Annotated in this window: 14 protein-coding genes; 5 read left to right on the forward strand and 9 right to left on the reverse strand. The window is 48.1% G+C overall.

Annotation, left to right across the window (positions count from 1 at the left end; genetic code table 11):
- Positions 1 to 139 precede the first annotated feature (139 nt).
- Positions 140 to 2212 carry a sensor domain-containing diguanylate cyclase gene (locus tag PUN32_RS02895; RefSeq protein WP_274721684.1) on the forward strand — a complete coding sequence of 691 codons (2073 nt, stop codon included), beginning with the start codon at positions 140 to 142 and terminating at the stop codon, positions 2210 to 2212.
- 254 nt (positions 2213 to 2466) lie between these two features.
- Positions 2467 to 2679, forward strand: coding sequence for a transcription antiterminator/RNA stability regulator CspE (cspE, locus tag PUN32_RS02900; protein WP_166015239.1), 213 nt, complete (start codon positions 2467 to 2469; stop codon positions 2677 to 2679).
- A gap of 135 nt (positions 2680 to 2814) precedes the next feature.
- Here cspE and PUN32_RS02905 read toward each other — a convergent pair whose 3' ends face one another.
- From PUN32_RS02905 to PUN32_RS02935, 7 genes are all read right to left on the reverse strand, one after another.
- Positions 2815 to 3531, reverse strand: a complete 717-nt coding sequence (locus PUN32_RS02905; protein ID WP_274721685.1) for an SIMPL domain-containing protein — start codon at positions 3529 to 3531, stop codon at positions 2815 to 2817.
- A gap of 139 nt (positions 3532 to 3670) precedes the next feature.
- Positions 3671 to 5311 (reverse strand): BatD family protein, encoded by a 1641-nt coding sequence (locus PUN32_RS02910; RefSeq protein ID WP_274721686.1) that lies wholly within the window; start codon positions 5309 to 5311, stop codon positions 3671 to 3673.
- Complete coding sequence (locus PUN32_RS02915) at positions 5305 to 7119, reverse strand: VWA domain-containing protein (protein WP_274721687.1); 1815 nt, start codon at positions 7117 to 7119, stop codon at positions 5305 to 5307. Before PUN32_RS02915 ends, PUN32_RS02910 begins: the two co-directional genes overlap by 7 nt.
- Before the next feature lies 1 nt (position 7120).
- The gene (locus PUN32_RS02920) at positions 7121 to 8077 is read right to left on the reverse strand and encodes a vWA domain-containing protein (protein WP_274721688.1); all 957 of its coding nucleotides are present in this window, start codon (positions 8075 to 8077) and stop codon (positions 7121 to 7123) included.
- Entirely contained in the window at positions 8064 to 8552 is a 489-nt protein-coding gene (locus tag PUN32_RS02925; RefSeq protein WP_274721689.1) for a DUF4381 domain-containing protein, read from the reverse strand. Before PUN32_RS02925 ends, PUN32_RS02920 begins: the two co-directional genes overlap by 14 nt.
- Positions 8549 to 9475 carry a DUF58 domain-containing protein gene (locus tag PUN32_RS02930; RefSeq protein WP_406707943.1) on the reverse strand — a complete coding sequence of 309 codons (927 nt, stop codon included), beginning with the start codon at positions 9473 to 9475 and terminating at the stop codon, positions 8549 to 8551. Before PUN32_RS02930 ends, PUN32_RS02925 begins: the two co-directional genes overlap by 4 nt.
- A 9-nt stretch (positions 9476 to 9484) precedes the next feature.
- A complete protein-coding gene (locus PUN32_RS02935; RefSeq protein WP_274721690.1) occupies positions 9485 to 10441 on the reverse strand; it encodes an AAA family ATPase in 957 nt (318 codons plus the stop codon).
- 337 nt (positions 10442 to 10778) lie between these two features.
- Between PUN32_RS02935 and PUN32_RS02940 the strand changes: the two genes are divergently transcribed.
- Together PUN32_RS02940 and PUN32_RS02945 are read left to right on the forward strand one after the other, a co-directional pair.
- The gene (locus PUN32_RS02940) at positions 10779 to 12695 is read left to right on the forward strand and encodes a methyl-accepting chemotaxis protein (protein WP_274721691.1); all 1917 of its coding nucleotides are present in this window, start codon (positions 10779 to 10781) and stop codon (positions 12693 to 12695) included.
- 59 nt (positions 12696 to 12754) lie between these two features.
- On the forward strand, positions 12755 to 12955 hold the full coding sequence (locus tag PUN32_RS02945; protein WP_274721692.1) for a restriction endonuclease subunit S: 201 nt from the start codon (positions 12755 to 12757) through the stop codon (positions 12953 to 12955).
- 182 nt (positions 12956 to 13137) lie between these two features.
- Here PUN32_RS02945 and norR read toward each other — a convergent pair whose 3' ends face one another.
- Complete coding sequence (norR, locus tag PUN32_RS02950; protein WP_274721693.1) at positions 13138 to 14745, reverse strand: nitric oxide reductase transcriptional regulator NorR; 1608 nt, start codon at positions 14743 to 14745, stop codon at positions 13138 to 13140.
- Positions 14746 to 14939: 194 nt separating this feature from the next.
- Between norR and hmpA the strand changes: the two genes are divergently transcribed.
- Complete coding sequence (hmpA, locus tag PUN32_RS02955; RefSeq protein WP_274721694.1) at positions 14940 to 16124, forward strand: NO-inducible flavohemoprotein; 1185 nt, start codon at positions 14940 to 14942, stop codon at positions 16122 to 16124.
- 64 nt (positions 16125 to 16188) lie between these two features.
- Here hmpA and PUN32_RS02960 read toward each other — a convergent pair whose 3' ends face one another.
- Complete coding sequence (locus PUN32_RS02960; protein ID WP_166015251.1) at positions 16189 to 16398, reverse strand: cold-shock protein; 210 nt, start codon at positions 16396 to 16398, stop codon at positions 16189 to 16191.
- Between the last annotated feature and the right edge of the window lie 45 nt (positions 16399 to 16443).

Genomic DNA, 16443 nt, shown 5'->3' on the forward strand with positions numbered 1-16443 from the left:
CTTAACAGCCGGTTAGATCGCCAATTGATTGCCCGATAAACAATCGGCGATTATCCACAATAAAACTATTATCAATGTCAGGCTGCGCATGTTTTCTCAAACTTTATTGAAAAGAGTGACTTCAAGTCGAAATTATCGAATGTTGGCAGAGACGAGTTTCGAATATTTAATCACTTATTTACAGTCACAAGCGGCGGCCATTGTGCGCGCACCATCACAATTTTCTACGGCAGAAGTTCTATTCTCCGATGGCGATTTTGTCGGGCTAGAAGATTATCCGGAAGTCTTTTGGGTATGGGCTGCCCAATTTGATACCTCTGACGGTGTTATCCCTTTTGCGATCAATACCTGTCGTTGGGATTATCTGCCGATTATGGGCGGTGAATCTTTTATTTTGATGCTCGATAACCACCCACAACATCGTACTTATTTGATCATTCAAGCGGTGTGCGCAGAGCAAGTGCATTTGTGCACTCAATCTGGAGAACTGGATTTTTTGCAGTTGATCGCGGCCAAATGGCAGTGTTTACGTGCTGAAATTGAGGCATCCAAAGAGTTTAAAAATCGTGATTTGCGTGAAGCGAAGTATTTGAGCGAGATCCGTCAGCGTGAACAGTTTATTGATAATATGAAACTGGTTCATCAGGTGGCGGTCGAGCTGTCTAACCCAGCCAGTTTGGATGAACTGCACCGAGCTGCGGTGGAAGCAATGCGTAATCGGCTTGGTTTTGATCGCGCGGCATTTTTGCTGCTTGATTTGAAAAAGCGTTGCTTCAGTGGGACTTATGGTACCGATGAATCCGGCAACACGATTGACGAGCATCATACCCAATATGACTTGCATCAAGTTGAGCGCCAATATCTTGAAGCGTTATCCAATGACGAATGTAACTTAATGGTCGTTGAGGCTGCCCCGTTGTATACCGCGGGTCAGGTGGTCGGACAGGGTTGGAATGGGATGCTGATCTTACGTGATGGCAATGAAACTATTGGTTGGATCGCAATTGACAACTATATCCATCGTCAACCGATCACTGAATACCAAAAACAGATGTTGGAGTCGTTCAGTTCACTACTGGCGCAAATCTATATTCGTATGCGTCAAGAGCAAAATGTGCGGATGTTGCATGCCAGTATGGTCGAGCTTTCCCGCTGTATGACAGTCAGTCAAGTGTGTAAATCCGCAGTGAACTTTGCGATCAATCGAATGGGCATTGACCGCATGGCCATCTTTTTAACCGATGAAGCTTGCTCATACCTACAAGGAACGTGGGGCACTGATATGCAAGGTAATATCGTGGATGAATCGTATTTTCGCGGCTCAACTCATGAAAATGATGTAGTCGATCTTGCCAAACTCCAGCCGAATCAAGTGGTGTTTAAAGAGAATGTGCCGATTTACCATGATTGCAAAATTGTCGGTTATGGCTGGACGGCAATGACCATGCTGACCGATAAAGGTACTCCGATCGCTTTCATCTCGGTGGATAATTTGATCCGTTGCACGGTGCTGACTTCCCAATTGCGTGAAGTGATCCGTATGTTTGCTTCAAATTTGACCGAGGTTTTGATGCGAGCGAAAGCGCAAGAAGCGATCTCGGTTCTTAATGCAACCTTGGAGCTTGAGGTACGTAATCGCACTCGTGATTTACATAAGGCCAATCAGCAACTGGATCTTATGGCAAAATTGGATCCTCTGACGCGGTTAGGTAACCGACGCATGCTCGATCATTTACTAGAACAAACCTGCGAACAAGCGACAGGCGAAGCGGTCAATTATGGGGTGATTTTGCTCGATCTGGATCACTTTGGATTATTCAATAATTGTTATGGCCATTTGGAAGGTGATATCGCGCTGATGCGGATCGGCAATATCTTAAGCCAACATGCCCAGTCTGAGCGTGAGCTGTTTTGCCGGATTGGAGGCGAGGAGTTTTTGTTACTGATTGCTCATCGTAGCGTTGAGGAGATCCAATCACTCGCGGAAAGCATTCGCTATAGTATTGCCGCTGAGCGCATTCTACACCAGCAAAATCCTGATGGTGAGCTACTCACGGTATCAATTGGTTATGCGGTTTCGCGCTATAAGCCGTGTGAAGTACAGTTTGATCAACTGTATGCAGAAGCAGATAAAGCCTTGTATCAAGCTAAAAGTCAGGGACGCAATCAGGTGGTGGGAGTGATGGTTGAAAATGTCCACCCAATGGCGTAGCAAAAGTAGCCTTATTCAATAAATTTCGCATCACGCAGTAAATAATACAAATAAGTGTAGCGTTTCGATGAAATCGGTGTATAGTTCATCTCGGCTCTTAGGTAAGAGTTGTTAATGTTAAATTCAGTGAAAGTTCTATCTCAGATCGTTATCGATATCTCGTTAAACCTGCGTCAACTTTGTCTTGATATACCATTCAATAGCTTTCGTTATCAGCCAAATAAACTCATAGCAAATATATATTAGAGGTTACTATGTCTCAGAAAATGACTGGTTCAGTAAAATGGTTCAACGAAACTAAAGGTTTTGGTTTCATTTCTCAAGACAACGGTGGTCAAGATGTGTTCGTACACTTCAAATCTATCGTTTCTGAAGGCTTCAAAACTCTGGCTGAAGGTCAGCGTGTAAGCTTCATCGTTGAGCAAGGCAAAAAAGGCCCACAAGCTGCTCAAGTAACTGCGCTGTAATTAGCACAGAATAAATTTTAAAGGGGCGTGGTGTAAACCACGCCCCTTTTTGCATTTCATCTCTTATGTAATGGATAGTCACTTACTGACCACCAGCGATAAAGTGGTTGTCAACTATCGCCATCCACTAGCCTCTTAATCAGATAGATAATATTCCACGGTGGTGACGACGCGGATATTCTTGATGTAAGGGGTATTGTTATCCCGATCGGTAATCGAAAATTGACCCTGTGATGCAGTTTTGATTTTACCTAACGTGCTTTGAGAATCTTTGGCAAACTTCTGGGCAACTTCGCGAGCTTGCTTAGTCGCTTGTTCAATCATATCGGGCTTAATTTCATTCAGGGCTGAGAAACTAAATTCAACCCGATTGTTATAAGGATCTTGGTTAAATACCACTCCCTGTTTGCCTAATTGACCAATATCGCTGACGATGTTGCGTACTTTTTCAACTTGCTTACTGTAAACGGTGATCGTTTGAGTGGCTAAATAACGAAACTCGGCGCGATCTTCACCATATTGTTGGGCTTTTTTATCGATCACGGCGGGTGCAGAAAGAGAGATCGCATTACGGTCGATGCCTTGTTGCACTAAATATTGAGTGATGAGCTGAGTTTGTTGATCGACGGTGTTAAACAGTGTCGCTAGCTGATTATCAGCCACACTAAACTGAATTGGCCAAATCACGGTATCGGCCAACACTTCACGTTCCGAGAGCCCTTTGACCGTGACCACTCGTTCATATTCTTTAAATTTAACCGCCATTTGTTGCACCAAGAAGCCAAGCGTGGCTAGCCCGATGATCAGGCTTAGGCCAAGCACACTCGCTGCTTTGGTATTGAGATTAGTCATGCTTTCCTCCGAGTGATGTTCTGTTATCCACCGACTGCTACTGGTCGTGGCACGATTGATTCACCTCAGTATAGCAGCCTAACCGCCAGCATGGTCGCTAGCGGTAGGTCGTTAGGTTAGGCCGTTAGCCAGCGCGTTTTCATAATTGAGCGAGTTTACTGGCGGTCGGCTTAACGCTGCTGAGTTGTTGCTTATGCTGAAGCTTAACCCAGCGTTGCAACGGCTTGAAATCTGGCTGTTGTGATTGTTTGCCATAACAAGCTTGCTGTAGCGTATCGAGTAATTGATGCAGCGTTTGCTGCTCGTTGCTTGGCAAGGTTATTTCGGTTTGCCAAATACGAATCGCTTGGCTGATGGCTAACAGATCTTGCTGCTCAATCGCTTCAATCAGCGTGCGATAAGTCGATGAGGTTGCCAGATTGTGGTTGATACTAGGCTGAGAGACCACTCGGCTACTACGCCACATCAGCAAGGCTAATAGAGTAGTGGCGAGCCAAAGCAGTGCAAACAGTAAGGTCAAATATGGCCAATAACCGGTATCACTCACAGGTTGGCTAGTGGGCAGATCAGGCACGGTTGGCATGTTGAACAACGGCGCTTCATCACTCGCTTTAACTTGTAGCGTTAAACCAGCCAACTGGCTGGTTTGCGCCATGTGAGTCTGGGTATTCCACCAATTGAGGGTGACATCTGGCAAGGTGATCTCGCCCGCATGACGTGGGATCAGCACTTGTTTCAGCGTCATTAAGGTATCGCCATTTTCAAGCGTGCTAAATTGCGGCTTTTCTGGATAGAGGCTAATGCTGTCTGGATATTGAATATGCAATGTTGGTATCTGCTGTTGAGTCAGACCACGCACTTGCAAGCGAATTTCGCGGGTGATGCTGCGTCCAACCTCAGTCTGGTATTGGCTGGCTTCGCTTAATCTCTGTTGTCCATCGAGCCAGTTTTGGCTCAAGCTTAGGTGGGCGCTAGGTAGCCAAGCACCTTGATAATTAGCCGGTTGGGCCAGCACTTCAATGGGGTAACTTTTCGGTTGGGTAAGCAGCGGGATCAAACGCGTACCACTATATTGGTTGCCGTATAATAAGTTCGCTTTCAGCATCGGTTCACGTAGGCTAAAACGTCCCGCTTGTTGTGCGGTGATCCGAAACGATTGTTCAACGATTGTCACTTCTACACCATTGAGTAGCGAAGGTGATTGCTTGGGCTCACTGGCCGCTTCAATCTGCATACCCTCCACTTCTGGTGGCGTTATTTGTGGATCGCGTAGACGGCGGATATCTTGCTTGATGATCAACTGAGCATGAAACAAGGTACTTTCACCGGGATAAAGCTGAGTTTGCTCTAATTGGCTGCGCACCTCTGCGAGCTCTTGTGGCTCGGGTTGCTGCTCATCTTCGCGCACTTGGATAGCAATCGCAGCTGAGTGGGCGCTACCGATTTGAAAGCTTGGGATGGTGAGAATGCCGGAGCGTTGTGGCGCGATCGCCACCGTCCACTCACTGCGCTGCGAGTAATTACCATTGATGATGTTGGTGGAAGAGGCAAAACTGGGTTGACCAACAAAAAAATCAGGCTCTAGTTGAGAAAAATCAACCGCCTCCGCAGTCAGCTTACTGCTGCTGACAATTCGCAACTGAATCACTTCATTATTCACCACGCTATTTTTGCTGACACTGGCGACCAGATCCGCCGCTTGGCTGGGCAGTGCGCATAAGCTCAGCAACAGCGAGAGCCAGAAACATGTGCGTTGATAGACGGATTGCAGTTTTACCATGGCTGATCGGTGTCCGTAGGTTGAGGTTTACGTTGAGCTTGCAAAATAAATTGTGCCCGTAGCAGCGCGCTTGGATCGCGCGCACTTTCCACTTGCTCTAACTTACGCAGCATAGGTTCGAGTGATGAGTTGGCTTGCTTTGCGCTGTTTGCTAGTTCTTGTTGGCTTGTCTTGTCAGCGGTTGGTGCTTGGTTTGATTCCGTTGGCGTTTGCACTGTGGAAGAGGCAGGCATCGCATTATCGACTGAATCCATGTCAGCTGGGCCTTGATCAGTTTCAGAGGGCTGACTGGCCGATGGGTTTGGCTCATCGCTCGATTCTGAGTGAGATCCCGTATGCGGTTCCGATGCTGGTTGCTGGTTGGGATCCGACGGTTTACCGGTCGATGTTGCTTGCGCTTGACTCGCTGGATCCGAAGATTGATCCTGCTGTTGCTGTTGCTGTTGCTGTTGCTGTTGCTGTTGCTGTTGCTGTTGCAGTGCGGCTTTAACCACAGCCAGATTGTGCAACGCATCTTGATGATTCGGCTGCTGCGCTAAAATTTGCTCGTAGCGTTGGCGGGCTTGTGCTAAATCCCCAGCTTGCGCATAAGCATTGGCTAAGTTGTATTGAGTGGCTAAATCGGGATTGGCGATCTGTGAGTAAGCGTCAATCGCCCCTTGGTAGTCATTGGCATAATAGCGCGCGGCACCTTGCCACCGTGGGTCAGTAAATTGCTCAGCCGCTTGTGCATAGTGCTCGGCTTGAAAAGCTTGCAGCGCTTGCTGATCTGGATTGAGCCAAGCGGATGCCCAAGCTTGCTGCTGAGGTAGGCTAAGCAAAAGAGTGAACAGTAGGCTAAACAGCACGCCACGGCGAAACATCCCTAGGGCTGCAAACAGTAAGGGGAGCATGAGCCAGTAACCGTTGTTGATCCGTTGACTGACCGCTGGTTGGCTAATCTGAGATCCGAATTGAGTGGATTGCTGGGTGAGATGTAAAATCTGCGCCACATCGGCACCATCTGCCCGATAAGCACTTAATAAACCATTGACGCTGCGTGAGAGTTGCTGCATTTGATCTAGGCGAGTTTTCGCGATCACGGTTTGCCCTTGGCGGTCTTGTAATAACGATCCATCGCTTAAAGTAATCGGCGCTCCGCTAGGGGTGCCGATGGCCAGTAGGATCAAACGCCATGGACTACCTTGCAAGATAGGGGTGATCTTGGTGCGTTCTGTGGGACTTAGGTCATCGGCCAGTAAAATCAGATCGCCACGGGCATGTCCTGCTTGCTGCATCATAGTGATGGCTAACTGGATGGCGGCGGCAGCATCGGCTCCTTGGTAGGGCATGATATCGGGTGATAAAGAGGGCACCAAGCTGGCGAGGGTGGCGCTATCACTGGTCAGTGGACTTACGATATAAGCGTCGGCGGCGTAGGCGATAAGCCCTGTACTGCCTTCTGACCAACCTTGCAGTAGATCGAGAGCTTTATAACGCGCCTGAGTTAAGCGGTTAGGCTGCAGATCCGTGGCGTACATGGAATGTGACATATCCATGATCAATACGCGGGCCGCACTGTTTTGCATACTTGGCCGCGTCGCGGTTTGCCAGCTTGGGCCGGCCAGTGCCAACGTGGCGATCAGCCAAGCGAGTGCCAGTAATCCAGTTTGGTGGCGGCGAGAGTGCGTGGTTACACCTAACGCCGGTGCCAAATGTGCGGCAATCAGGCCACGCGGTGGCCGACGGAGTCCTAACCACAGCGCGAACATGCCTAGCGGGATCAGTAACCACAACCAGTGTGGATAGAGAAAAATCAGCGGTGACATGTCATCTCCTCACTATCACCAACATCACTGAGAGCAGTAACGCCAAGCTGAGCGGATAGTAAAACCATTCGCTTTGTTGACGCCAAGTTTGGCTGGCTTGGCTAATCGGCTCCAATTGATTAATCGCGTTATAAATGTTTTGTAAATCTTGTTGATTACGGGCGCGAAAATATTGTCCTCCCGTGGTTGAGGCGATGTCCTGTAAGGTTTGCTCATCCAGATCTTGCGCGGTATTGACCTTACGGCTAAACAGGAAGTCTTTGACCACCATCTCGCCAGCACCAACTCCAACCGTGTAAATCGTGGTGTGATATTGCTGGGCAATCTGCGCGGCTTCTCGTGGGTCAAGCACGCCTGCAGTGTTGCTCCCATCGCTCAGTAAAATCATTACCCTCTGTGGCGCATCACTGTCGATAAAGATTTTCGTCGCCAGACCAATCCCTTCGCCAATCGCGGTTTGTGTGCCGATCAGCTTTAATACCGCTTGATTGAGTTGGCTAGCCACGGTGGCGCGATCTAACGTCAAAGGGGTTTGCAGGTAGGCATGATCAGCAAATAAGATCAGCCCTATTCGATCCCCTTCGCGCTTGGTAATAAATGGTGTCAGCACCTGTTTCACTGCGGTTAAGCGATCTACCATCTGTTGACCCGCTTGCATATCTTGTTGACTCATTGAATAGGAGAGATCGACCACTAACATTAAGTCACGATGTGCGGTGCTACTGCTGAGCGGATCGCCATACCAGACTGGCCGTGCGGCGGCACAGAGCAGCAAAATCCATACACCAGCTGCGAGTAAACGAATCAGCCACCCGCTTTTGTGGGTGACTGACGTCTGTGGAAGGTAGGCGAGCTTAATCGCAGTCCGAGGGGGGATGGCTGGTACGAAAACATAGATAACCCAAGGCAGTGGTAGAGCCAAAAGCACCCACCACCAAATAAACTCAAAACTTGCCAAGTGCTGATTTTCTCCGCTTTTTAGGGGGTAATGCGTTGGCAACCCAGCAATAACAGTGTTGCACCAACTCATCGGCATTGCTCACTGGCTGTTTTTGATACAGGGCTTGTTGCCATTGGGTCTCATTCGGTATAAACAGGGGCTGACCCATTTCCGCATCTAAAAACGCATACCACTCTTTGCCTGTTAAATGAGCAATGTCTTGCCGAGGGTAATAACACAGCGCCGCTTGACGAACTAATTCAATCGCGGAAGAGGGCGTTTGTGGGATGGCTTTTAAGCTCAATAGCCGCAGTGCGGTTTTCTTTGGCGCGAGTCGGCGACGACGCCAACGCACCGCCAAGCCAATCATGAGCACCACCAGTAGAATGCCACCCAAACTTGCCCACCATCCCCAAGCCAGCGGGAACCAGCTAGGCAGCTCAGGTAGATGTAGGCCGTTAAGATCGAGTGATAGGGTTGACGATTCCTTCATTTCTTATAGTCCGATAATTGTGGTAGCAAAGGGAGTCCGCTGGAAATTGAGCGGTAGTCTATTGCCAATAATAGACAGAGTGATTCTAATTTTTCTTTTTGAGTTTCAAAGGCTTTTTTGATGCCTATCCGGGTACTATTTATCGAAAAGTTGAGCCAGCGCGTCTCTTGGCGATTTTGTACTTGCTCAATGCCACGAAATGAGGTGTCACCACACTCTAAAGGATCGAAAATCTGCACCATACGCACTTGGTTATGCCGACACAGTTGGCGCAGTGCGAGTGCATCTTGATCGGGGTCTAAATCGGTAAAATCGCTGATCAACACCACTTCACTGCCTTTGGGGCATAAACGATGCAGTGTAGTGAAGACTTGCTGGCGGGTCAGTTTTCGATCTGTATGTGATGAGGGGGGGGTTTGCTGCGTAGTGACACAGGCGGCTAAAATGGCTAATACACCTTGTTGACGAGCTGTGGGCTTGATCTCAATCAGTTGTTGACCAAGATCAATCACCGCACCGACGCGATCTTGCTGCTTAACCGCGAGCCAACTGAGTAAACTGGCCAGATGCGCGGCTTGTACGGATTTGAGCAGCAAGCAGGAGCCAAACTGCATTGACTGGCTAAGATCGATGTAAAGTACCACAGCTCTTTCGCGTTCTTCACTGAACAGCTTAGTGTGTGGCTTGCCCGTACGAGCGGTGACTCGCCAATCCATGGCACGAATATCATCTCCGGCTTGATATTGACGCACCTCTGAAAAGTCCATTCCGCGTCCTAAACGGCGGCTTTGGTGCTGACCGATCCGCGTTGACCACACCGGACGAGCAGGGGGTAAGAAATGCACGGTTTGTGGCTGATAGGCGAGCAATTCGGCCAAACACAGCGTAACACCATTAGCATGTAAAGGGAGAGTATCGTGCATCGTGATCCCCTAAGCGCTGCCAACCAGTGACAACAGATGAGCAATTACCTGATTGGGGTGTATGCCTTCCGCTTGCGCTTGGTAACTGAGCAATAAGCGGTGACGCAGCACCGAGAAGGCCATCACTTGTACATCATCTGGACTGACAAAATCACGACCTTGTAGCCAAGCTCGCGCCCGAGCGCAACGATCCAGCGCAATGGTTGCCCGTGGGCTGACCCCCATCGCGAGCCACTCGGCCAGTTTGGCATCGTATTTGGCGGGTTGGCGGGTCGCCATAATTAGGCGTACCAGATAACTTTCAATCGCTTCAGCCATATGCACATTCAGTACCGCTTGGCGGGCACTAAATATCTGTTGTTGAGTCATCAATGGCTTATCAATCGCTGGTACGCCTTTCGCTTCGCCACGATTGAGGCGCAAAATCGCCAGTTCATCCGCCGCATTGGGGTAGCTGACTTCCAAATGCAGTAAAAAGCGATCGAGCTGTGCTTCTGGTAGCGGATATGTACCTTCTTGCTCAATCGGGTTTTGGGTCGCCATAACCAGAAACAGTTCAGGTAATCGATAGGTTTGACGACCGGCAGAAATCTGCTTTTCCGCCATCGCTTCTAACATCGCCGCCTGTACTTTGGCGGGTGCGCGGTTAATCTCATCGGCGAGGACTAATGAGTTAAAAATTGGCCCAGCTTGAAACACAAATTCACCGGTCTCAGGGCGGTAGACATCGCTACCGGTTAAATCAGCGGGCAGTAAATCTGGTGTAAATTGGATGCGATGAAAATCACCTTCAATACACTCGGCCAGTGATTTTACCGCGCGAGTTTTTGCCAGCCCCGGAGGCCCTTCTACCAGAATATGTCCATCCGCTAACAGCGCGACGAGCAATTGGTTGATGAAATCACTTTGGCCGATCACTTGCTGATTTAAATAGTGCTGCAAGGTTTGAAAGGGCTGGAACGTCATGAATGGTTTTACTCCCAAATGGTTTTACTCTCAGACCGCTGTGCGGTTAATGCGGTTTCTCATCGATAAAATTGTGTAACAGGTCACCAGATAAACGGTATTGACTGGTTTGCGATTTTTACCGCGATGTTAGCGTATTTCAGCTTATTGTGCTGGTAGATATCGCGGTGGTGACTGCTGGTTTATTACTCAAAATTGATGGTGGATGGCTATTTTTGTTTAAAATTGTGATTTATATCGCGCTTGGCGTGCCAAGTTGTAAGAATTTGCTTAAGTATTGTGATGTTAGGCCGATAACTAATCAGTTTTAGTGATAGTCATGATGTAGGTGGGGAATATGTTCAAATTGCAGCAGATAAGTATTAAACAAAAGGTTGTGTTAGGCGTGACGTTTGCCGTATTGGCATCAACATTGATTGTGGGTGTGATGGCACAGCGTCAGGCGCGTGAAGTTCAAGAGCACCGCCTGATTGATTTAGAACTGCCGAATATGCTGAATCTGATCAAAAGTGATATCGATCATCAGGTGATGCAACTGTTGGCATCTGCCCAGCAAATTGCGAGTAATGAATTTGTGCAACAAGCGATTGCAACTACGCAGAGAGATCCCGCTACAGAAGCCTTGTTGATTAAGCAACTGAATAATTTACGCGATCAATATCAATTAAATGATGCTTCAGTGGCTAACCGAAAAACCGCCTATTACTGGAATCAAGATGGCTTCCTACGCCAACTGAATCGACAACAAGATGGGTGGTTTTTCGGTTTCACTGGCTCCGGCAAACCGACCATGGTCAGCATGTTCCAAGAAGCCAATGGTGACGTCAAAATGTTTGCTAACTATCAGTTGCTCAATGGCGATGCGATGTCTGGAATGTCGAAATCGATGGATGACATGGTTAACTTACTGAATAGCTTCAAAATCGAGAAGACAGGGTTTGTCTTTTTAACCAATGCGCAAGGTGAGGTACAAATTCACCGTCAGCAAGCGCGAGTCAAATCCAATTTACAGCAAATCTATGGCTCTGCGACCCATTCACTGCTTAATAAGCGTGGCTTCAACTTGATTTCAGCACAGGATCAAGGCAAAGAGGTGATGGTGGCAAGCTTGTATATTGAAAGTATGGATTGGTTCTTGGTCGGGGCTGTTCCGGTTAATGAAGCGTTTGCTGAATTAAATGCGGTGGCACAGCGTATGATGTTAACCACCTTGATTGTGGCCGCTATTTTTATTGTGATGGGAATTTTCCTGGCTAACAGCATTACTATGCCAATTAAGCAAATCGCCAAACGTTTCAGCGATTTGGGTAAAGGCGATGGCGATCTTTCCCAGCGGATTGAAATACAAGGTAATGATGAAATTGCCCAACTTTCTCAAGGCTTCAACGGTTTTATCGAAAAGATTCATCATTCGATCAAAGATGTCGCACAAACTAGCCGAGAGCTACAAGTGGCTGCCGAAGGGGTATCGCTTAAAGCGTTAGTGACCCATGATAATAGTCAGCAGCAGCGTGATCAGACCATCCAAGTGGTGACTGCGATTAACCAAATGGGGGTGACCATCAGTGAAATCGCCTCTAATGCGGCGACGGCAGCAGAAACGGCGAATTTTGCATCCACCAATGCGGATCAAGGGCGTAATGTGGTTAATAAAGCCAAAGATGCCATTAGCGGTCTGGCCAATGATATTGAACACACAGGAAACGTGGTGGCGCAATTAGCCTTAACCACTCAAGAGATAGGTTCGATTCTTGATGCCATTCGAGGAATCTCGGAACAGACTAACCTGCTGGCACTTAATGCGGCGATTGAAGCGGCTCGAGCTGGGGAGCAAGGCCGTGGTTTTGCTGTGGTGGCTGATGAAGTGCGTAATTTGGCAAGTCGCACCGCCGTCTCAACCGAAGAAATTCAGAAGATGATTAATCAACTGCAAAGTGATGCCAAGAATGCGGTATCGGCAATGGATGCGGGTAAAGTTGTTACTCATCAAGGTGTTGCTGCGTCTGATGAGGCGGTCAACGTGCTGATGAGTATCTCGCAGCGTATTCATGATATTTCCGATCGTAATACTCAAGTCGCGACCGCTACGGAAGAACAATCGACGGTGGTGCACACCATTAATCAAAATATCGAAGAAATTAATGCGATCAACGAAGTGACGACCCGTACTGCTGAAGAGTTGGCCGATGCGAGTCAATCACTGCGTGAGCTGTTTGGTCGTTTGGACAAATTAGTGGGCAGCTTTAAACTCTAGCAACCTCGCGAGGAGTTGGTTACACTGCCGGCCAGTAAAAACCAAGTAGGTAAACCGTCATGAACGATTTCGAAAAAGATCTGGAGCTACTCTCTCAGCAGGTGGCACAAGAGCCAGAAACTAAACTGCCGAGCCTTGAAGAGCAAAAAGCGATTGCTCAGCAACTCAAGCAGTTGGAAGCAGAAGGCAAATTGACGCCTGAAGTGTTGGAAGCTTATTTTGGTCAATATTATGTGACGAATGATGCGCCAGTACACTAAGTGAAGTGTGACGCTATCCAGATTATCGAGCCGCTATTGCGGCTCGATGTCTATTGGAATGATCGTATCGGTGGGTTACCCCTTTCCTATTTGAAGCTGCAGCGGTGTTGACGACGCTCCTTCACCCCACATAGTTTGCCGATGCTCATGGGGACTCACTCACTGGCCGCCTACCTGCAACTTCAAGTGGTTTGGGTATTATCAGCATGCTCAAGTGTATGTTGGCGGGCAACCGTGATTCCTAAGCGTTTGGCGAGTCGAATAAGATTAGCGCGATCGGTATGCAGGCGTCGTGCGGCTTCGGCCCAATTGAAGTTGGCTTGCGTGAGGGTTTGACTGAGCAGATGGCGCTGGAATTGATCGGTAGCTTCACGCAGTCCAATATCAAGGTTGATCGGATCTTGCAGTGTTGCTTGAGCGTGATCGGCAGCCATACTTTGCCGTGTTGGGCCTTGTAACTCACCGATATCTAATGCACTTAAAGTGGTGACCGAGCGCCCCACTTGGCGGGCCTTAGCTTTGAGCGCGGCGCGATTAATTACATGCTCCAGTTCACGTACATTGCCTGGCCATGGGTAGGCGATCAGTAGATTTAACGCATCCGCATGCAATTTAAGCTGAGTGATAGCTAATTTACGTCTGGCATGTTCAACGAAATATCCGGCCAATAAAGCAATATCACCCTGCCGTTCGCGCAGTGGTGGCACATAAATCGGATAAACACTCAATCTATGGTACAAATCAGCCCGAAAATGACCGTTTTGTACCTCTTGCTTTAGGTCACGATTGGTGGCCGCAACAATCCGTACATCAACGGTTTGTACCCGATCTTGCCCAACGGGTTGAATCTCTTGGTTTTGTAAAGCACGCAAAATTTTACTTTGTGCGCTTAACGGCAACTCTCCAATTTCATCGAGAAATAGCGTACCGCCATCGGCGAGGGCAAATTTGCCCATTCTTTGCCGATCGGCCCCGGTAAATGCACCTTTGACATGACCAAATAGCTCACTTTCCAACAAATGCTCTGGGATCGCCGCGCAATTTACATACACCAGAGGTTGGCGCTGGCGATTTGAGCGCTGATGGATGGTTCGCGCAACTAACTCTTTGCCCACGCCCGTTTCACCGTGGATCAAAATAGTAAACTGAGAGGGGGCAACCACATCAATATCGGCTTTCATGGTCTGCATTGGGTGACTATTGCCGATAATTTCGAGGTTGTCGCGACTCCACACTTCTTGATTCAGCTCTTCTAACCGTTGTTGAGTCTGTTTGGCTTGATTTTCCAGCTCGGCAAAAGTGAGCGCCATTTTCAAGGTCGCGGCGGCAATCGCGCTCAGCATTTCCAAACTGCGTGATGAGAGAGGATCAAATGCATCCGGCTTAAGACTATCGAGGGTCAGAATCCCGAGCAGTTGACCACCGAAATGCAACGGTAATCCCATACAGGAATGGATGGGCAGATCTTCTTCACTGTTGAGCAGCAATCCATCAAAAGGATCGGGTAGCGGGCAATCAGCAGCAAAACGAACTGGGCGATCGGCATTGCAAATTTGTGCCAGTCGTGGATGCTGATTGACCACAAAGCGCCGTCCTAACGTATCTCGTGTTAGCCCTTGCATGGCAAGTGGGATCAATGTTTGATTATGCAGCGCCATCAGCACTACACAGTCACAAGTGACCGCTTTGCGTAGCGCATCGAGTAAACGGTGAAAGCGGTCATCGTTATTGGTGCCGCTGGCGAGCCCAACGGTCATTTCGAGTAAAGTCGTCAGTGAGAATTCTTGCATACTTGTCATTGTGTTATGTTTTTTTGATAGTGTAGTATCCAATTGACTCGTTTCAAAGGGTTTAATTGACACGGTTAAAGTTAATTTATCTTTATTTTTCATGTTGTTAAGTTTTGGCACGCATTCTGCTTTGTAACAAGGCTTATTGAGAGTGGCTCTAACCACCGTTTTTATGCCTTGATTGAGGAAAAGTTATGCTCACCGAACAACACATTACGATTATTAAAAGTACCATTCCTGTTTTGGAGTCAGCTGGTCCGGCTCTGACTCAATATTTTTATCAGCGTATGTTCAAACACAATCCAGAACTGAAGCATATTTTTAATATGACCCACCAGAGCACCGGCCGGCAAAGTGTGGCTCTATTTGAAGCGATCGCCGCTTATGCGAAACATATTGATAATTTAGCGGCTTTAACCAGTGCGGTTGAGCGCATCGCTCATAAGCACACCAGCTTTAACATTCAGCCTGAGCATTACCAGATTGTTGGCCATCATTTACTAGAAACACTACGCGAATTGGCACCGCAAGCGTTTACTCCGGCAGTCGAAGAGGCTTGGACGGCGGCGTATCTGTTTTTGGCACAAATCTTTATTGATCGAGAAGCCGCCCTTTACTTAGCGCGTAAACATGCACTGGGTGGTTGGCAAGATGGCCGAGCGTTTATTGTGCAGGATAAACAGACTGAATCTGCGGATGTAACCAGTTTTACACTGGCGGCAGCGGATGGCGGTGCGGTGCTGGATTACTTACCAGGACAGTATATTGGCCTGGAAGTGACGCCGACTGGCAGTGATTATCGTGAGATCCGCCAATACTCTTTATCGCAAGCATCAAATGGGCAGGAGTATCGGATTTCTGTTAAGCGTGAAGGGGTCGGCAGTAGCAATCCGGGGCTAGTTTCACACTATTTGCATCAGCAAGTGCAAGTGGGTGATACGGTTAAGCTCTACGCGCCAGCCGGTGATTTTTTCTATATTGAGCGTCAACGCCCAGTAGTGTTGATCGCTGCCGGTGTCGGCGCAACTCCGATTCAGGCAATGTTGCACACGTTAGCGCAGCAAGGTAAAACCGAGGTGACTTATCTGTATGCTTGCAATGATGCTAGCCAACACACTTTTGCTTTAGAAACGCAAACCGTGGTTAAACAGCATGGTTGGGATCAGCATGTGTGGTATCGCGATGAAAACTCAGAGCATGCTCAACATGGTGAGATGCAGCTCAGTCAGGTGGTGTTGCCGATCCAAGATGGGGATTTTTATCTGTGTGGCCCAATCGGCTTTATGCAGCATGTGGTGAAACAACTGTTGGCGTTAGGCGTGGAGCAAGAGCGCATCCATTACGAAGTGTTTGGCCCGCATGCTTCGCTAGTTGCTTAGCGAAAAACGGCCATAAAAATAGCCAGCCTAATTAGGCTGGCTATTAAAATCTTTGGCAAGTCTATTACAGAACTTTGATGCTTTCAGCTTGTGGACCTTTTTGGCCTTGAGTGATCACGAATTCCACTTTTTGACCTTCAGCCAGAGTGCGGAAACCGTCACCTTGAACTGCACTGAAGTGAGCAAAAACGTCAGGACCGTTTTCTTGCTTGATGAAGCCAAAGCCTTTAGTTTCGTTGAACCATTTCACGGTACCAGTAACTGGAGTAGACATAATAAATATCCTAAAAACATTTTTTAACGTAGGCCGATTACGGCG

This window comes from Vibrio chanodichtyis (assembly GCF_028863985.1).
Taxonomy (GTDB): Bacteria; Pseudomonadota; Gammaproteobacteria; order Enterobacterales; family Vibrionaceae; genus Vibrio; species Vibrio chanodichtyis.

Coding starts and splice junctions, on each gene's coding strand:
- PUN32_RS02925 (WP_274721689.1), bottom strand. CDS start 8,552: ATGAAGGAATCGTCAACCCTATCACTCGATCTTAACGGCCTACATCTA.
- PUN32_RS02945 (WP_274721692.1), top strand. CDS start 12,755: ATGAACGATTTCGAAAAAGATCTGGAGCTACTCTCTCAGCAGGTGGCA.
- PUN32_RS02905 (WP_274721685.1), bottom strand. CDS start 3,531: ATGACTAATCTCAATACCAAAGCAGCGAGTGTGCTTGGCCTAAGCCTG.
- PUN32_RS02940 (WP_274721691.1), top strand. CDS start 10,779: ATGTTCAAATTGCAGCAGATAAGTATTAAACAAAAGGTTGTGTTAGGC.
- PUN32_RS02910 (WP_274721686.1), bottom strand. CDS start 5,311: ATGGTAAAACTGCAATCCGTCTATCAACGCACATGTTTCTGGCTCTCG.
- PUN32_RS02960 (WP_166015251.1), bottom strand. CDS start 16,398: ATGTCTACTCCAGTTACTGGTACCGTGAAATGGTTCAACGAAACTAAA.
- hmpA (WP_274721694.1), top strand. CDS start 14,940: ATGCTCACCGAACAACACATTACGATTATTAAAAGTACCATTCCTGTT.
- cspE (WP_166015239.1), top strand. CDS start 2,467: ATGTCTCAGAAAATGACTGGTTCAGTAAAATGGTTCAACGAAACTAAA.
- PUN32_RS02895 (WP_274721684.1), top strand. CDS start 140: ATGTTGGCAGAGACGAGTTTCGAATATTTAATCACTTATTTACAGTCA.
- PUN32_RS02935 (WP_274721690.1), bottom strand. CDS start 10,441: ATGACGTTCCAGCCCTTTCAAACCTTGCAGCACTATTTAAATCAGCAA.
- norR (WP_274721693.1), bottom strand. CDS start 14,745: ATGCAAGAATTCTCACTGACGACTTTACTCGAAATGACCGTTGGGCTC.
- PUN32_RS02915 (WP_274721687.1), bottom strand. CDS start 7,119: ATGTCACCGCTGATTTTTCTCTATCCACACTGGTTGTGGTTACTGATC.
- PUN32_RS02930 (WP_406707943.1), bottom strand. CDS start 9,475: ATGCACGATACTCTCCCTTTACATGCTAATGGTGTTACGCTGTGTTTG.